The 14,960-nt window shown below is 69.3% G+C and carries 13 protein-coding genes and 1 pseudogene; 5 read left to right on the forward strand and 9 right to left on the reverse strand.

Annotated features, from left to right (window positions below; translation table 11 throughout):
• Positions 1–231 precede the first annotated feature (231 nt).
• A complete protein-coding gene (locus AC07DI_RS27560) occupies positions 232–531 on the reverse strand; it encodes a hypothetical protein (RefSeq protein WP_384260417.1) in 300 nt (99 codons plus the stop codon).
• Positions 532–659: 128 nt separating this feature from the next.
• On the opposite strand from AC07DI_RS27560, the gene AC07DI_RS27565 reads away from it, so the two are divergent.
• Complete coding sequence (locus AC07DI_RS27565) at positions 660–1,859, forward strand: pyridoxal phosphate-dependent aminotransferase (RefSeq protein ID WP_384260419.1); 1,200 nt, start codon at positions 660–662, stop codon at positions 1,857–1,859.
• A gap of 75 nt (positions 1,860–1,934) precedes the next feature.
• On the opposite strand, the gene AC07DI_RS27570 is transcribed toward AC07DI_RS27565, so the two are convergent.
• Complete coding sequence (locus AC07DI_RS27570; protein WP_384260422.1) at positions 1,935–2,483, reverse strand: type III secretion system chaperone family protein; 549 nt, start codon at positions 2,481–2,483, stop codon at positions 1,935–1,937.
• 197 nt (positions 2,484–2,680) lie between these two features.
• The gene (gene clpB / locus AC07DI_RS27575; RefSeq protein WP_478906639.1) at positions 2,681–5,296 is read right to left on the reverse strand and encodes an ATP-dependent chaperone ClpB; all 2,616 of its coding nucleotides are present in this window, start codon (positions 5,294–5,296) and stop codon (positions 2,681–2,683) included.
• 159 nt (positions 5,297–5,455) lie between these two features.
• On the opposite strand from clpB, the gene AC07DI_RS27580 reads away from it, so the two are divergent.
• A complete protein-coding gene (locus AC07DI_RS27580; protein WP_384263729.1) occupies positions 5,456–5,899 on the forward strand; it encodes a pyridoxamine 5'-phosphate oxidase family protein in 444 nt (147 codons plus the stop codon).
• Between the two features lie 107 nt (positions 5,900–6,006).
• Here AC07DI_RS27580 and AC07DI_RS27585 read toward each other — a convergent pair whose 3' ends face one another.
• Positions 6,007–6,363, reverse strand: coding sequence for a hypothetical protein (locus tag AC07DI_RS27585; protein WP_384263732.1), 357 nt, complete (start codon positions 6,361–6,363; stop codon positions 6,007–6,009).
• Positions 6,364–6,736: 373 nt separating this feature from the next.
• Between AC07DI_RS27585 and AC07DI_RS27590 the strand changes: the two genes are divergently transcribed.
• Positions 6,737–7,726, forward strand: coding sequence for a helix-turn-helix transcriptional regulator (locus AC07DI_RS27590; protein ID WP_384263734.1), 990 nt, complete (start codon positions 6,737–6,739; stop codon positions 7,724–7,726).
• A gap of 138 nt (positions 7,727–7,864) precedes the next feature.
• Positions 7,865–8,767 carry a helix-turn-helix transcriptional regulator gene (locus AC07DI_RS27595; RefSeq protein ID WP_384263737.1) on the forward strand — a complete coding sequence of 301 codons (903 nt, stop codon included), beginning with the start codon at positions 7,865–7,867 and terminating at the stop codon, positions 8,765–8,767.
• Positions 8,768–8,839: 72 nt separating this feature from the next.
• Here the strand turns inward: AC07DI_RS27595 and AC07DI_RS27600 are convergent, their stop codons facing one another.
• The 5 genes from AC07DI_RS27600 to dnaK form a co-directional block, all read right to left on the reverse strand.
• Positions 8,840–9,352: a hypothetical protein gene (locus AC07DI_RS27600; protein ID WP_384263740.1), complete on the reverse strand. Its 513-nt coding sequence runs from the start codon at positions 9,350–9,352 to the stop codon at positions 8,840–8,842.
• Between the two features lie 92 nt (positions 9,353–9,444).
• A complete protein-coding gene (locus AC07DI_RS27605) occupies positions 9,445–9,909 on the reverse strand; it encodes a heat shock protein transcriptional repressor HspR (protein WP_384263743.1) in 465 nt (154 codons plus the stop codon).
• 1 nt (position 9,910) lies between these two features.
• On the reverse strand, positions 9,911–11,104 hold the full coding sequence (gene dnaJ / locus AC07DI_RS27610) for a molecular chaperone DnaJ (RefSeq protein WP_384263746.1): 1,194 nt from the start codon (positions 11,102–11,104) through the stop codon (positions 9,911–9,913).
• A gap of 42 nt (positions 11,105–11,146) precedes the next feature.
• Positions 11,147–11,845 carry a nucleotide exchange factor GrpE gene (gene grpE / locus AC07DI_RS27615; protein ID WP_384263749.1) on the reverse strand — a complete coding sequence of 233 codons (699 nt, stop codon included), beginning with the start codon at positions 11,843–11,845 and terminating at the stop codon, positions 11,147–11,149.
• Entirely contained in the window at positions 11,845–13,707 is a 1,863-nt protein-coding gene (gene dnaK, locus AC07DI_RS27620) for a molecular chaperone DnaK (protein WP_478906643.1), read from the reverse strand. Before dnaK ends, grpE begins: the two co-directional genes overlap by 1 nt.
• A 249-nt stretch (positions 13,708–13,956) precedes the next feature.
• Between dnaK and AC07DI_RS27625 the strand changes: the two are divergent.
• A pseudogene (locus tag AC07DI_RS27625) lies at positions 13,957–14,960 on the forward strand (Fe-S oxidoreductase); the annotation flags it as partial.

Consider the following 14,960-nt stretch of genomic DNA (forward strand, 5'->3'; position numbering starts at 1 on the left):
GACGTGTGAGAGGGAATCATGGTCGGCGATGCTGCCACTGCGTTTTTACCCAACTTCGTAGGGTTTCCATCCCCATGAGGGCTGCACAGTTCAACTGTTCAGTACGCCGGTCACACCGCGGCCCGTGAGCACGCCCCCCGTCGTACGCCACCACCCATGGCGAGGCGCCCGGCGGGAACTGTCCGCCCCCGCCGGGCGCCTCCATGGAATCGGTGGACCAGCTGCCCCGTGTCAGCTGCCTCCGCCGCATCCGCCCCCGCCACCTCCGCACGAGGAACCACCCCCGCACGAGGACCCACCGCCCCCGCAGGACGACCCGCCACCGCAGGAGTGCCCGCCACCGTGATGACCGCCGCCGTGGTGCCCGCCGCCGCCGTCACCGCCCCCGGCCCACCAGCCGCCGCCCGCCGAGCTCGACGCGGTTCCCGAGCCCCACCCGGCGCGCTTGCGGCGCTTGCTGTTCCCCCCGTAGTTGACGGCCGCGACCACCGCGAAGACGAACACCGCCACGAAGACGAAAGCCACGATCACGGCCCTCACACTCCTTCAGTTCTGCCGAAGCAGGTCCCCCGTGGGCCGTGCTTCTCGCGTGACAGGGGGATGCCCCTGCCGAAGCCGACGCAAAGCAGAGTTGAGGAACTCCAGAGGTTCGGCGCAGGATGGCGGCCATGACGTCCCCCTCCGGGCGCGAGCGCCCCCTGCTCAACCGCCGTCTCACCGAGTTCGGCACGACCATCTTCGCGGAGATGTCCGCACTCGCGGCGACGACGGGCGCGATCAACCTGGGTCAGGGTTTCCCCGACACGGACGGCCCCGAGTCGGTACGGGAAGCCGCGGTGCGGGCGCTGCGCGACGGCCGCGGCAACCAGTACCCGCCGGGCCCCGGCGTCCCGGAGCTGCGCACGGCGATCGCCGAGCACCAGCGCACCCGGTACGCCCTCTCGTACGACCCCGACCGCGAGGTCCTCGTGACGGCGGGCGCGACCGAGGCGATCGCGGCGTCGCTGCTCGCCCTCGTCGAACCGGGCGACGAGGTCATCGCGCTCGAGCCCTACTACGACTCGTACGCCGCCTCGATCGCGCTCGCGGGCGGCACCCGCGTCCCCGTCACGCTGCGCCCCCGCGACGGACGCTTCGTCCTCGACCTCGACGAACTGCGGGACGCGGTCACCGACCGCACCCGGCTGATCCTCCTCAACACCCCGCACAACCCCACCGGCACCGTCCTCACCCGCGCCGAGCTCACGGAGATCGCGCGGCTCGCGGTCGAGCGCGACCTCCTGGTCGTCACCGACGAGGTGTACGAGCACCTGGTCTTCGACGACGCCGAGCACCTGCCGCTCGCCACCTTCCCCGGCATGCGCGAGCGCACGGTCTCCATCGGCTCGGCGGGCAAGACGTTCTCGTTCACCGGCTGGAAGGTGGGCTGGGTGACGGCATCCCCGGAGCTGGTCACCGCCGTCCGTTCGGCGAAGCAGTTCCTCACCTACGTCGCCTCCGGACCCTTCCAGTACGCGATCGCCGAGGCGCTGGCCCTGCCCGCCTCCTACTTCGACGGCGTCCGCGCCGACATGCGGGCCAAGCGGGACCTGCTCGGCGCGGGCCTGACGGCGGCGGGCTTCGACGTCTACCGTCCGGCGGGCACGTACTTCATCACGACCGACATCACGCCGCTGGGCGAAGCGGACGGCTTCGCCTTCTGCCGCGCGCTGCCGGAGCGGGCCGGCGTCGTCGCCATCCCGAACGCGGTCTTCTACGACCACCGGGACGCGGGTGCGCCCTTCGTGCGCTTCGCCTTCTGCAAGCGGACGTCCGTCCTGGAGGAGGCGGTGACCCGCCTCAAGTCGCTGGCGGGCTGACCCGCCCGGCACGCCGAGAGCCCGGCGGGGGTGGCATGTGCCACCCCCGCCGGGCTCTCACGTGCGTGCGGGCCCTCAGGCCTCGTCGTCGCCGGGCTTCTCCCCGGTCTCGCCCTCGGCGGCGTCGACCTCGGCCTCCAGGCCCAGCTGCTCCACGAGCCAGCGGTCGAACTCGATCGCGGCGCGCACCCAGCTGACCGTCGACGACACGAAGTGCTCCAGGGAGACACCGGTGCCGATCAGCATCTGGGCCTCGCCGATGAGGCGGACCGTGCCGTCGTCGTGCGTGTGGCTGTAGACCTTCGGCCACAGCGTGCGGCGGTTCCAGTCGTCGATCGACTCCAGGAGCTGCTGCTTGGCCTCGATCGTGTGCGGCCGGTCGTAGAACGTCCGCACCGAGAAGACCTGCTGGTCGTCCTCGCCGCGGAACATGAAGTACGTACGGAACTCCTCCCACGGCGCCGCGAGGTCACCCTCGTCGTCGACGACGTGCTTGAGCTCCATCTGGTCGAGCAGCTGCTTGACGAGGTCCTGGTCGGGGACAACGGGGCCCGCCGGTCCTGCGCCCTGCTGCGGATCGGGCTGGCCCCCGAAATTCGGAATGGAGGACGGGTCGATGCTCACGTGCGTGGTCCCTTCGTACGGATTCCGCCATCCTCTCCCAGAAGGGGGTCCCGGTCGCAACCCCGGCACCGCGTCTGCCCGGTTTCCGCCGTTCGCCGTCTGCGGACAAGCCGTGGCCCCTCGCGCGGTTCCCCGCGCCCCTGACGGGGTGCGGGGAACCGCGCGAGGACGGACCACTGCCCGCAGACGGGATGCCGTTACAGCGACTTGCCCGTGGGCGAACCCGTCGCGGGACCCACGACCAGGCCGTCCTCGACGCGGTCCACGCGGACCACGTCACCGTCCTTCACCTCACCCGCGAGGATCTCCTTCGCGAGCCTGTCGCCGATCGACGTCTGGATGAGGCGCCGCAGCGGCCGCGCCCCGTACGCCGGATCGTTGCCCTTGTCCGCGAGCCAGGCCAGCGCGGCGGGCGTGACGTCGAGCGTGAGCCGCCGCTCGGCGAGCCGCTTGGCGAGGCGGCCGATCTGCAGCTCGGCGATGTGCGCCAGCTCGTCCTTGGTGAGCGCGGAGAAGACCACGAGGTCATCGAGGCGGTTGAGGAACTCGGGCTTGAAGGACGCCCGCACCACCTCGAGGACCTGCTGCTTCTTCTCCTCCTCGCTGGTGAGCGGCTCGACCAGGTACTGGCTTCCGAGGTTGGACGTGAGGACCAGGATGGTGTTGCGGAAGTCCACCGTCCGGCCCTGCCCGTCGGTGAGCCGCCCGTCGTCGAGCACCTGGAGCAGCACGTCGAAGACCTCCGGGTGCGCCTTCTCGACCTCGTCGAGCAGCACGACGCTGTACGGACGCCGCCGGACCGCCTCGGTGAGCTGGCCGCCCTCCTCGTACCCGACGTAGCCGGGGGGCGCGCCCACCAGACGGGCGACGCTGTGCTTCTCGCCGTACTCGCTCATGTCGATGCGGACCATGGCCCGCTCGTCGTCGAAGAGGAAGTCCGCGAGGGCCTTGGCCAGCTCGGTCTTGCCGACGCCGGTCGGGCCGAGGAAGAGGAACGAACCGGTGGGCCGGTCGGGGTCGGCGATCCCCGCGCGGGTGCGCCGCACCGCGTCCGAGACGGCGCGCACGGCCTCGGTCTGGCCGATGAGGCGGCGGCCGAGCTCGTCCTCCATGCGCAGCAGCTTCTGTGTCTCGCCCTCCAGGAGGCGGCCCGCGGGGATGCCGGTCCAGGAGCCGACGACGTCGGCGATGTCGTCCGGGCCGACCTCCTCCTTGACCATGAGGTCCTTGGCCTGGACGGCCTCCTCCTCGGCCTCGGATGCGACTTCGAGGTCGTGCTCCAGGGCCGGGATCTCGCCGTAGAGCAGCTTGGACGCGGTGTCGAAGTCGCCGTCCCGCTGGGCGCGTTCGGCCTGGCCGCGCAGCTCGTCGAGCTTCTCCTTCAGCTCACCGACGCGGTTGAGGGACTGCTTCTCCTTCTCCCAGCGTGCGGTGAGGCCGCGCAGCTCCTCCTCCTTGTCGGCGAGATCGCGCCGCAGCTTCTCCAGGCGCTGCTTGCTCGCCGGGTCCGTCTCCTTGCCGATCGCCAGCTCCTCCATCTTCAGGCGGTCGACGGCGCGCTGGAGCTCGTCGATCTCGACGGGCGAGGAGTCGATCTCCATGCGCAGCCGGGACGCGGCCTCGTCGACGAGGTCGATGGCCTTGTCGGGCAGGAAGCGCGAGGTGATGTACCGGTCGGAGAGGGTGGCGGCGGCGACGAGCGCGCTGTCGGCGATCTGGACCTTGTGGTGCGCCTCGTACCGCCCCTTGAGCCCGCGCAGGATCGCGATGGAGTCCTCGACGCTCGGCTCGGCGACGAGGACCTGCTGGAAGCGCCGCTCAAGGGCGGGGTCCTTCTCGATCCGCTCGCGGTACTCGTCGAGGGTGGTCGCGCCGACCATCCGCAGCTCACCGCGGGCGAGCATGGGCTTGAGCATGTTCCCGGCGTCCATGGCGGAATCGCCGCCGGCCCCGGCGCCCACGACGGTGTGCAGCTCGTCGATGAACGTGATGATCTGCCCGTCGCTCTCCTTGATCTCGGAGAGGACGGTCTTGAGGCGCTCCTCGAACTCGCCGCGGTACTTCGCGCCCGCGACCATGGCGCCCAGGTCGAGGGAGACGAGCCGCTTGTTCTTCAGCGACTCCGGGACGTCCCCCTTCACGATGCGCTGGGCGAGCCCTTCGACGACGGCGGTCTTGCCGACGCCGGGTTCGCCGATGAGGACGGGATTGTTCTTCGTACGCCGTGAAAGGACCTGGACCACGCGCCGGATCTCCTGGTCCCGCCCGATGACCGGGTCGAGCCTGCCCTCGCGGGCGGCGGCGGTGAAATCGGTGCCGAACTTCTCCAGGGCCTTGTACTGGCCCTCGGGGTCGGGTGTGGTCACCCGGCGCCCTCCCCTGGTCTTCTCGAATGCGGCCAGCAGCTTCTTGCTGCCGGCTCCGTGCCGGTTGAGTACGTCCCCGGCCTTGCCACCCTCGGCGGCGATGCCGATGAGCAGGTGCTCGGTGGACAGGTAGTCGTCGCCGAGCTCCTTCGCGCGCTGGGCCGCGTCCGCGACGACGGCCAGCATCTCGCGGTCGGGCTGCGGCGGCGAGACGGTGGACCCCGTCACGCTGGGCAGCGCGGCGAGCACCCGCTCGGTGTCGGCGCGGACGGCGGCCTGGTCGGCCTCGACCGCGGCGAGCAGGTCGACGATGTTCTCGTTGTCCTCGCCCTCCAGCAGCGCGAGCAGCAGATGCGCAGGGGTCAGGTCAGGGTGACCGTCCTGCACCGCGCGGCTGGTGGCCGCGTTGATCGCGTCCCGGCTCCTGTTGGTCAGCTCGGCGTCCACGTGCGCCTCTCCTCCTTACGGGTCCCACCACGTCGTCCTACGGCCCTACGGGTTCCTGTTGAGCCGTACGCGTAACACTGACTTGGTCAACGTACACAAAGTTGAGTCTATTCCACTCAAGGACGAAGCGGGAAGTCCGGGCGGCTATGTTCCGTAACCATGACCCCGAACCCGCCGACCCCGCCCGCCGCCCGGATCGATCCGTGCGACCCGCCCGAGCACTACCTCAGCTTCTGGCGCGAACGGCACCTGTGCACGTTGACGACCCTGCGCCCGGACGGCACGCCGCACGTGGTGCCGGTCGGCGTCACGTACGACCCGGCCGCCGGGGTCGCGCGGGTCCTCGCCCGCAAGACGAGCCGGAAGGTCGTGCACATCCTCGCGGCGACGGGCGTGGACGGGCCCGGCGCGCGGGTGGCCGTGTGCCAGTTCGCGGGCCGGCGGTGGGCCACGCTTGAGGGCAGGGCGGAGATCAGGACGGCGCCGCGGGAGATCGCGGAGGCGGAGATCCGCTACGAGGAGCGGTACGGGCGCAGGCCGTCGCCGAACCCGGACCGGGTCCTGATCGAGATCACGCTGACCCGCGCGCTCGGCAAGGCGTAACGGAAAAGCACCCGCGCACACCACAGCGGCGCCACCGTGTTCAGGTCCACGGTGGCGCCGCTGCTGGGGGAAGCGCCTGCGCGATTTACAACGACGGGGGAATCGCGTCAGGCACTGCGGGGGGTGGCTGTGACGTTGTCCGAGGCGCTCGCGGCGCCCTGGTCGTGCTGGTCCTGCCCGCCGACCACCTGGTGGTCACGGCGGTCGAGGTTGACGAAGACCATCCCGTACCGGACGGCGCAGCGCACGGGCTGCGGCGCTCCGCGGGGCCGGCGCAGACACCGGTAGGCCCTGATCTCCTCCTCGTCGTCACGGGTGACGACGATGGGCTCACCGAGCAGGGTCACCATCAACGAGTCGCCGCGGTGGGGGATCGCGGTCACAAGATCGATGAAGTGCCAACCGGAGCGGTAGGCGGTGGCCATTTCTCGGCGGAAGGTGCGGTCGTCGGGAGGGGTACTCATGAGACGGCGCCCCCCTTCGGAGCGGTCCCCCAAATGACATCCCCCTTCGCAGCCGACGCCCAGATCACGTCACCCTGCGGAACGGCGTCCCAGATGACATCCGACGGCGCCGCGGACGCGGCCGACGCGGTTCGTGCGGCGGCATCGTCGTCCGGGTGCGCGCTCAGAGCGCTGAAGGCGCTGACAGCCAACCCAACGGAGAAGGCACAGACAAGTACCGAGCGAAGCTTTCCCTGGCGCATAGCGGGCTTCGTCCTCACTTCCATCGCGACTCTCCCCCGGCCTTCCAAGACGATGGCTCATTCAGCCATGCGAACACCACAGGACCGATGCATCATGTTCCTGCACGTTCAAGACCCTGGGGGGTGGAGTTATGCCAATAAACAGCTCAATTAGGGCACATCCACATGCCATGGCTGAACTATGCGATGAAGGTAAGCGGCTCTACGGCAACGCGTTGCGTACCGGACGCATCCGGCGCACGGAAGCGGAAGCCGCTCCCTGCCTTATGGATTTCGCGCTCCTGGTCCCCGATCCGGATGACGCCGACTGGCTCCGCCCTGTTCCGCCCACTTCGGCACTCGCCCAACGCGTCCGCCCCATTGAGCGCGAGATCCAGGAGCGGAGGACGCTGGCCAACGAACTCGCCGACACGTTCGAGCCATTTATGGCCATCACCGCCCAGGACCGTCCTGCCGCCCATTCGATCACCGTTCTCGAAGGCGGAAGCCGCATCAACGCGGCCATTCAAGTCGCCATAGCCGAATGCCAGTCGGAGGTCATCACCGTCCAACCCGGCGGCGGGCGCAGCGAAGCCATCGTCACCGAAGCGGTGAAGCAGAGTCAGAGCATCCTCGACCGAGGCATCAGGATGCGAACGCTGTACCAGCACACCGCACGCCACAGCCAGACCACCATCGCCTACGCCGAGCACATGCGGCAGGGCAAGGTGGAGGTCCGCACACTCGAAGAACTCATCGAACGACTCATGATCTTCGATCGGACCGTCGCCTTCATACCGGCCCGCGAGGACCGCCAAACGGCCCTGGAACTCCGCCATCCAGGCCTCGTCCAGTATCTGGCCAACGTCTTCGAGCAGCTGTGGCAACGAGCGTCACCGCTGCTCGACGAGGCCCCCTACGCACCGTCCACGGACGGCATCACCGGCGTCCAGCGTTCCATCGCCAAACTCCTCGTCGACGGCCACGTGGACGAGGCAATCGCCCGCCGCCTCGGCATGAACGTCCGTACCTGCCGCGCCCACATCGCCAAGATAGCCGCCGCCCTCGGCAGCGGCAGCCGGGCCCAACTGGGCTATCTCATCGCCCAGTCGGGAATTCTCGAACAGGGAAGAACGACATGACGGGCGTGGGAACCGGACGGAAATAAGACACGTTCGCGGGGCCGTCCATAAGTAGACACTTGAACTACGGCATCCGGACCGGCCCACTCCTCGCCTGCATAGAATCGCGGCGCTTCAACCAGGCAGGAGGGGGACCGAATGGCCACGAAGCACTTACCGCACGCCGTCGACGAACTCTGCCCGGAGGGGCTGGGCGTCTACCGGCGCTCCCTCCGCGAGGGGCGCATTCTGCGCAGTGAGGCCGTAGGCGCTCCCTGCCTGGAGGAGCTGGGGATCCTGGAACCCCACCCCGACGACCCGGAACGGCTGCGCCCCTCCGTCCCCATCGACCCCGCCGTCCTCGACGTGCGGTTCGGCGCCGACGCCTGTTCCGGAACGGGCGACCGCTCCGTCATCGTGCTCGACGGGCTCGACGCGATCAACGCGGCCATCGACCGCGCGATGGGCCGGGTCACGGAGGAATTCCTCGCCGTACAGCCCGGCGGGACGCGACCGCCCGAGACCCTGGCCGAAGTCTTCCCACGGGACCAGGCCCTTCTCACCCGAGGGTGCCGAATGCGCACTCTCTACCAGCACACAACGCGCCATTCCCTGCCCGTGCTGGCCTACTTCGAGCAGCTCACCGGCGACGCCGAGGCCCGGACCCTGCACGAGGTGACCGACCGGCTCTTCGTCTTCGACCGGACCGTGGCGTTCATCCCCGCGAGCCGGGACCGCAGCGTCGCCCTCGAACTGCGCCACCCGGCCCTCGTCGAGTACTTCGCCACGACCTTCTGGCGGCTCTGGGGGCTGGCGACCCCCATGTGGCCGCAGGCCGCCCCCCAGCCGCCCGAGAACGGCATCACCGCCCGCCAGCACGCCATCGCGGGGCTCCTCGTCGAAGGCCTCACCGACGCGGAGGTCGCCGACCGGCTCGGCATGAACATCCGCACCGCCCGCGTCCACATCGCCAAACTGGCCAGCACGCTCGGCAGTCACAGCCGGGCCCAACTCGGCTACCTCATAGGGCAGTCAAAGATCCTGGACCATCACCAGAGATAGGGCCAGGGCCCGGGACAGGGCCAGGGACACGGACACGGACACGGGCACGGGCAGACGCCTCACCCCTCACCCTCACCCCCCACTCCCCGCAACCCACTCCCGCAACAACGCCTCCCGCTCCGCCGCCCGCGGCGACCCGCCCTCGTGGCGACGGCCCCAGTCCGCCATCGCGGTCAGCGTCGTGAGGAGCGAGCCCGCGCCCTCCGTGAGGCGGGACAGGAGCGCGCGGGAGAGGTCGTACTCCGTCTGGGAGTAGCCGATCGCCGCCGCGGTGTACGCCGTCAGTTCCTTGTCGCCGTCGGGGGCCGTCAGGCGCACCGTCATCGTGGGGGCCTCGTCGCCGCCGCCCAGGCCGACCGTGAGGACCAGGTCGACCGCCGCGCCCACATGCCGCCGCAGGGACTTCACCGGGACGTCGTCGACCGTCAGGGCGCGCACGTCCTCCCACGGCCACATGCCGGACTGCCGGTCGCCGAGGGCCAGTACGCCCTCCGGGGACAGCCGCACCCCGGCGGCGAGCCCGGCCGGTTTCGCCCCCACGTACACATCGCCCTCGGCGATCCAGAACAACCCCACCATGGCCATGGTCAGCTCAACTCCCCCGGTAAAACCGTCGGCCCACATCGAAACAGGGCCGGGAGGTGGTCACCTCCCGGCCCTGTTTCAGGTTACGGAACCTACTGCTCGGACGTCCGCTTGGGCCGCCACACCACCAGCGCGCTCGCCTGCTGCACGTCCTGGTAGGGGACGAGGTCGCGGCGGTACGAAGCGTGCACCGCCGCCTCACGCTGCTGCATGGCGACGGCGGCGCCCTCCACGGCCGAGGAGAGCTCCGCGACGCGCGACTGGAGCGCGGCGACCTGGTTCTCCAGCTCGATGATCCGCTTGATGCCGGCGAGGTTGATGCCCTCCTCCTGCGACAACTGCTGCACGGTACGCAGCAGCTCGATGTCGCGGGCGGAGTAGCGACGGCCGCGTCCCGGGGTGCGGTCCGGGGAGACCAGGCCCAGGCGGTCGTACTGCCGCAGGGTCTGGGGGTGCAGGCCGCTCAACTGGGCGGCCACCGAGATGACGTAGACCGGCGTCTCATCGGTCAGCTGATACGCCCTGCTCAGTCCGGGCTGTCGACGACGGCCGTCCATCTCATGCTCCCTTCGCGGCCTGGAACAGTTCTGCCCGCGGATCGTCGTCCGCAGTCGCCTTGCGGTAGCTCTCCAGGGCTTCCTTCGCCCCGTCGCTCAACGACGTCGGAACCGCGACCTCCACCGTCACGAGCAGGTCGCCGCGGCTGCCGTCCTTGCGGACCGCTCCCTTGCCGCGGGCCCGCATCGTACGTCCGTTCGGCGTGCCCGCGGGCAGCTTCAGGGTGACGGACGGGCCGCCCAGCGTGGGCACCTTCACCTCGCCGCCCAGCGCCGCCTCCGGATACGTCACCGGCACCGTGACCGTGAGGTTGTCGCCCTTGCGGCCGAAGACCGGGTGGGTGTCGACGTGCACGACCACGTACAGGTCACCGGCCGGGCCGCCGCGCTCACCGGGTGCGCCCTTGCCGCGCAGGCGGATGCGCTGCCCGTCCGAGACACCGGCCGGAATCCGCACCTGCATCGTCCGGGACGACTTGGCGCGGCCACTGCCGCCGCAGACCTCGCAGGGGTCCTGGGCGATCAGCCCACGGCCCTTGCAGTCCATGCACGGATCGGTGAGGGAGAACCCTCCGCCACCGCCCCGCGAGACCTGGCCCGTGCCGACGCAGGTCGGGCACACACGCGGCGTGCCGTTCTTGTCGCCGGTGCCGGAACACGCCTTGCAGGGCGCCTGGGAGGACATGCGCAGCGGCACCGTGGCACCGTCCACCGCCTCCGTGAAACTCAGCGTGACCTCGGACTCGATGTCCTGGCCGCGCCTCGGCTGCGTACGCGCACCGGCTCCGGCACCCGCGCCGCCGCGGTTGAACAGGCCCCCGAAGACGTCACCGAGACCGCCCCCGAAGCCGCCGCCGGCCGCTCCACCGCCACCCGGGGCGCCGCCTCCGAAGAGGTCGCCCAGGTCGAAGTTGAACGATCCGCCGCCGCCTCCGGGGCCTTGCCGGAATCCGCCGTTGCCGAAGAGAGCACGCGCTTCGTCGTACTCCTTGCGCTTCTTGGGGTCACCGAGGATGTCGTTCGCCTCGGAGATCTCCTTGAAGCGCTCCTCCGCCTTGGTGTTGCCCTTGTTGGCGTCCGGGTGGTTCTCGCGGGCGAGCTTCCGGTACGCCTTCTTGATCTCGGCTTCGGTGGCGTCCTTGGGGACGCCGAGGACCTTGTAGTAGTCCTTCTCGATGAAGTCCTTGGTGCTCATCCCCGACGCACCCCCTTTCGGTAGTCCCTCGTCAGTTCAGCGTCAGCCCTCGTCCGGGCCACCGCTGTCCTTGTCCGTCGGCTCGGCCGACTCGGCGTCGGCCTCCGCCGTCTCGCCCTTGACCGTCTGCGCGCCGGGCTGCGGCTCGGCGACGGCCACCCGCGCGGGGCGGATGGTGCGCTCGCCGATGCGATACCCCGGCTGCAGGATCGCGACGCACGTCGTCTCGGTGACGTCGGGCGCGTACGAGTGCATCAGGGCCTCGTGGATCGTCGGGTCGAAGGGCTCGCCCTCCTTGCCGAACTGCTGAAGGCCCAGCTTGGCGACGACGGTCTCGAGGGACTCGGCCACCGACTTGAAGCCGCCCACCAGCTCACCGTGCTCACGGGCGCGGCCGATGTCGTCGAGGGTGGGGAGCAGCTCGGAGAGGAGGTTCGCCGAGGCGATCTCCTTCACCGTCACCTTGTCCCGCTCCACCCGACGGCGGTAGTTCTGGTACTCGGCCTGCAGCCGCTGGAGGTCCGCCGTGCGCTCGCTGAGCGCGGTGCGCACCTGGTCCAGCTGTGCGGTCAGGCCCACGTCCTGCGCGGACGTCTTGCTTTCCGTGTCCCCGGCCGGGGCCGCCGGGCCCTCCTCGGTGGAGGGCTCGGCGGCCTTCGGCGCCGCGTCATCAGGGGTGGCGCCAGAGGGGACGTCGGGATTCTCGGCGTTCTCGCCGAAACCCGGGGTCTCCTCGGTCATCAGGCAGCGCCACCCTTCGCGTCACCGGGCTTCTCGTCGTCGACGATCTCGGCGTCGACCACGTCGTCGTCGGCCTTGGCCCCGGCGTCCGGGCCGGGGGCAGCGCCCTCGGCGCCCCCGCCCGCGGCCTGGGCGTCGGCGTACATGGCCTGGCCCAGCTTCTGCGAGACGGCGGCGACCTTCTCGGTGGCGGTGCGGATCTCGGCCGTGTCGTCGCCCTTGAGCTTCTCCTTCAGCTCGCTGACGGCGGTCTCGACCTCGGTCTTCACGTCACCCGGGACCTTGTCCTCGTTGTCCTTGAGGAACTTCTCGGTCTGGTAGACGAGCTGCTCGCCCTGGTTGCGGGACTCGGCGGCCTCGCGGCGGGCGTGGTCCTCGTCCGCGTACTTCTCGGCCTCCTGGCGCATCCGGTCGACCTCGTCCTTCGGCAGCGAGGAGCCACCGGTGACGGTCATCTTCTGCTCCTTGCCCGTGCCGAGGTCCTTCGCGGTCACGTGCATGATGCCGTTGGCGTCGATGTCGAAGGAGACCTCGATCTGCGGGACGCCACGGGGCGCCGGCGGCAGACCGGTCAGCTCGAACATCCCGAGCTTCTTGTTGTACGCCGCGATCTCGCGCTCGCCCTGGTAGACCTGGATCTGGACGGACGGCTGGTTGTCCTCGGCCGTCGTGAAGATCTCGGAGCGCTTCGTCGGAATCGTGGTGTTCCGCTCGATGAGCTTGGTCATGATGCCGCCCTTGGTCTCGATGCCGAGGGACAGCGGGGTCACGTCGAGGAGCAGGACGTCCTTGACCTCACCCTTGAGGACACCGGCCTGGAGCGAGGCGCCGATGGCGACGACCTCGTCCGGGTTCACACCCTTGTTGGCGTCCTTGCCGCCGGTGAGCTCCTTGACGAGCTCGGCGACGGCGGGCATGCGGGTGGAGCCACCGACGAGAACGACGTGGTCGATCTCGGAGAGCTGGATGCCCGCGTCCTTGATGACGTTGTGGAACGGCGTCTTGCAGCGCTCCAGGAGGTCGGACGTGAGCTGCTGGAACTGGGCGCGCGTGAGCTTCTCGTCCAGGTGCAGCGGGCCCTCGGCGGAGGCCGTGATGTACGGCAGGTTGATCGAGGTCTCCGTGGAGGAGGACAGCTCGATCTTGGCCTTCTCGGCCGCCTCGCGCAGGCGCTGGAGCGCCATCTTGTCCTTGGAGAGGTCCACGCCGTGGCCGTTGTTGAACTGCTTGACCAGGTAGTCGACGACGCGCTGGTCCCAGTCGTCACCACCGAGGTGGTTGTCGCCGTTCGTGGCCTTCACCTCGACGACGCCGTCGCCGATCTCGAGGAGCGAGACGTCGAAGGTGCCGCCACCGAGGTCGAAGACCAGAATGGTCTGGTCGTCCTTGTCCAGGCCGTAGGCCAGGGCGGCGGCGGTGGGCTCGTTGACGATGCGCAGGACGTTCAGGCCCGCGATCTCGCCGGCCTCCTTGGTGGCCTGGCGCTCGGAGTCGTTGAAGTACGCAGGGACGGTGATGACCGCGTCGGCCACCTTCTCGCCCAGGTACGCCTCGGCGTCACGCTTCAGCTTCTGCAGGATGAACGCGGAGATCTGCTGGGGGTTGAACCCCTTGTCGTCGATGTCCACCTTCCAGTCGGTGCCCATGTGGCGCTTGACCGACCGGATGGTCCTGTCCACGTTGGTGACCGCCTGGCGCTTGGCGACCTCGCCGACCAGCACCTCGCCGTTCTTCGCGAAGGCGACGACGGACGGCGTGGTCCTGGCACCCTCGGCGTTGGTGATGACGGTGGGCTCGCCGCCTTCCAGAACGCTTACGACGGAGTTAGTCGTGCCCAGGTCGATGCCGACCGCACGTGCCATTTCGGTTCCTCCAGAGGTACATCTTGAGTGGATCTGACTCAAGGATGCATCAGCGGTGCGCTTGCGTCAACAGAAGTGAGTCGGGGGGACTCAACTCTTATCCGGCCCTTAGGCGCAGGTAGGGCAGTCGCCCGGCCGTGGCTTGCCTGAGCGACGCGGATCTCCACCTCGCTGACTACAGTGCGGCGGAGGAAGCAAGGCAGCAGCCGCTTCGTCACAGTTCGCCTCGCAGGCTCGAGGAGCCCCCACATGCAACTCGCCGCGATCATCGTGTCGCTGGTCCTCATCGCGGTCGGTGTCGCGCTGTTCAGCCGTGCCATCGTGCAGATCTACCGGTTCGTACGGCTCGGCCAGCCTGTGCCCGCCGGGCTGCGGACCGACAATCCCTGGCAGCGCACCCTCACCGTGGTCAGAGAGTTCCTCGGCCACACGCGCATGAACAAGTGGGGCATCGTCGGCGTCGCGCACTGGTTCGTGGCGGTGGGGTTCTTCACGCTGCTCCTGACGATCGTCAACGCCGTCGGCCAGCTCTTCCGGGCCGACTGGCTCCTGCCGGTCATCGGTGACTGGACGCCGTACAACGTCTTCGTCGAGTTCATCGGCACGATGACGGTGCTCGGCATCCTCACGCTGATCGTCATCCGCCAGCTGAACAGGCCCGACAGCCCGGAGCGCAAGTCCCGCTTCGCGGGCTCCAAGACCGGCCAGGCGTACTTCGTCGAGGCCGTCATCTTCACCGTCGGCGTCTGCATCTTCACGCTGCACGCCCTGGAGGGCGCCCAGCACCACGTCGACGGCTACGAGGCCTCGTTCTTCCTCTCGTACCCATTCGTCTCCTGGTTCAGGGGGATGGACCTCTCCACCCTCCAGAACCTCACGTACTTCTTCGCGGGCCTGAAGATCGCGACCTCCTTCATCTGGATGATCGTGGTCGGTCTGAACACCAACATGGGTGTCGCCTGGCACCGCTTCCTCGCCTTCCCGAACATCTGGTTCAAGCGTGAGGCGGCGGGCGGCACGGCGCTTGGCGGGTTGCAGCCGATGACGTCGGGCGGCGAGCCGATCGACTGGGAGGACCCGGCCGAGGACGCGGTATTCGGTGTCTCCCAGGTAGAGCAGTTCAGTTGGAAGGGCATCCTCGACTTCTCCACCTGCACCGAGTGTGGTCGCTGCCAGTCGCAGTGCCCCGCCTGGAACACCGGTAAGCCGCTCTCCCCCAAGCTCCTGATCATGTCGCTGCGGGACCACTCGCA

It is taken from the genome of Streptomyces sp. NPDC044106, assembly GCF_056433985.1.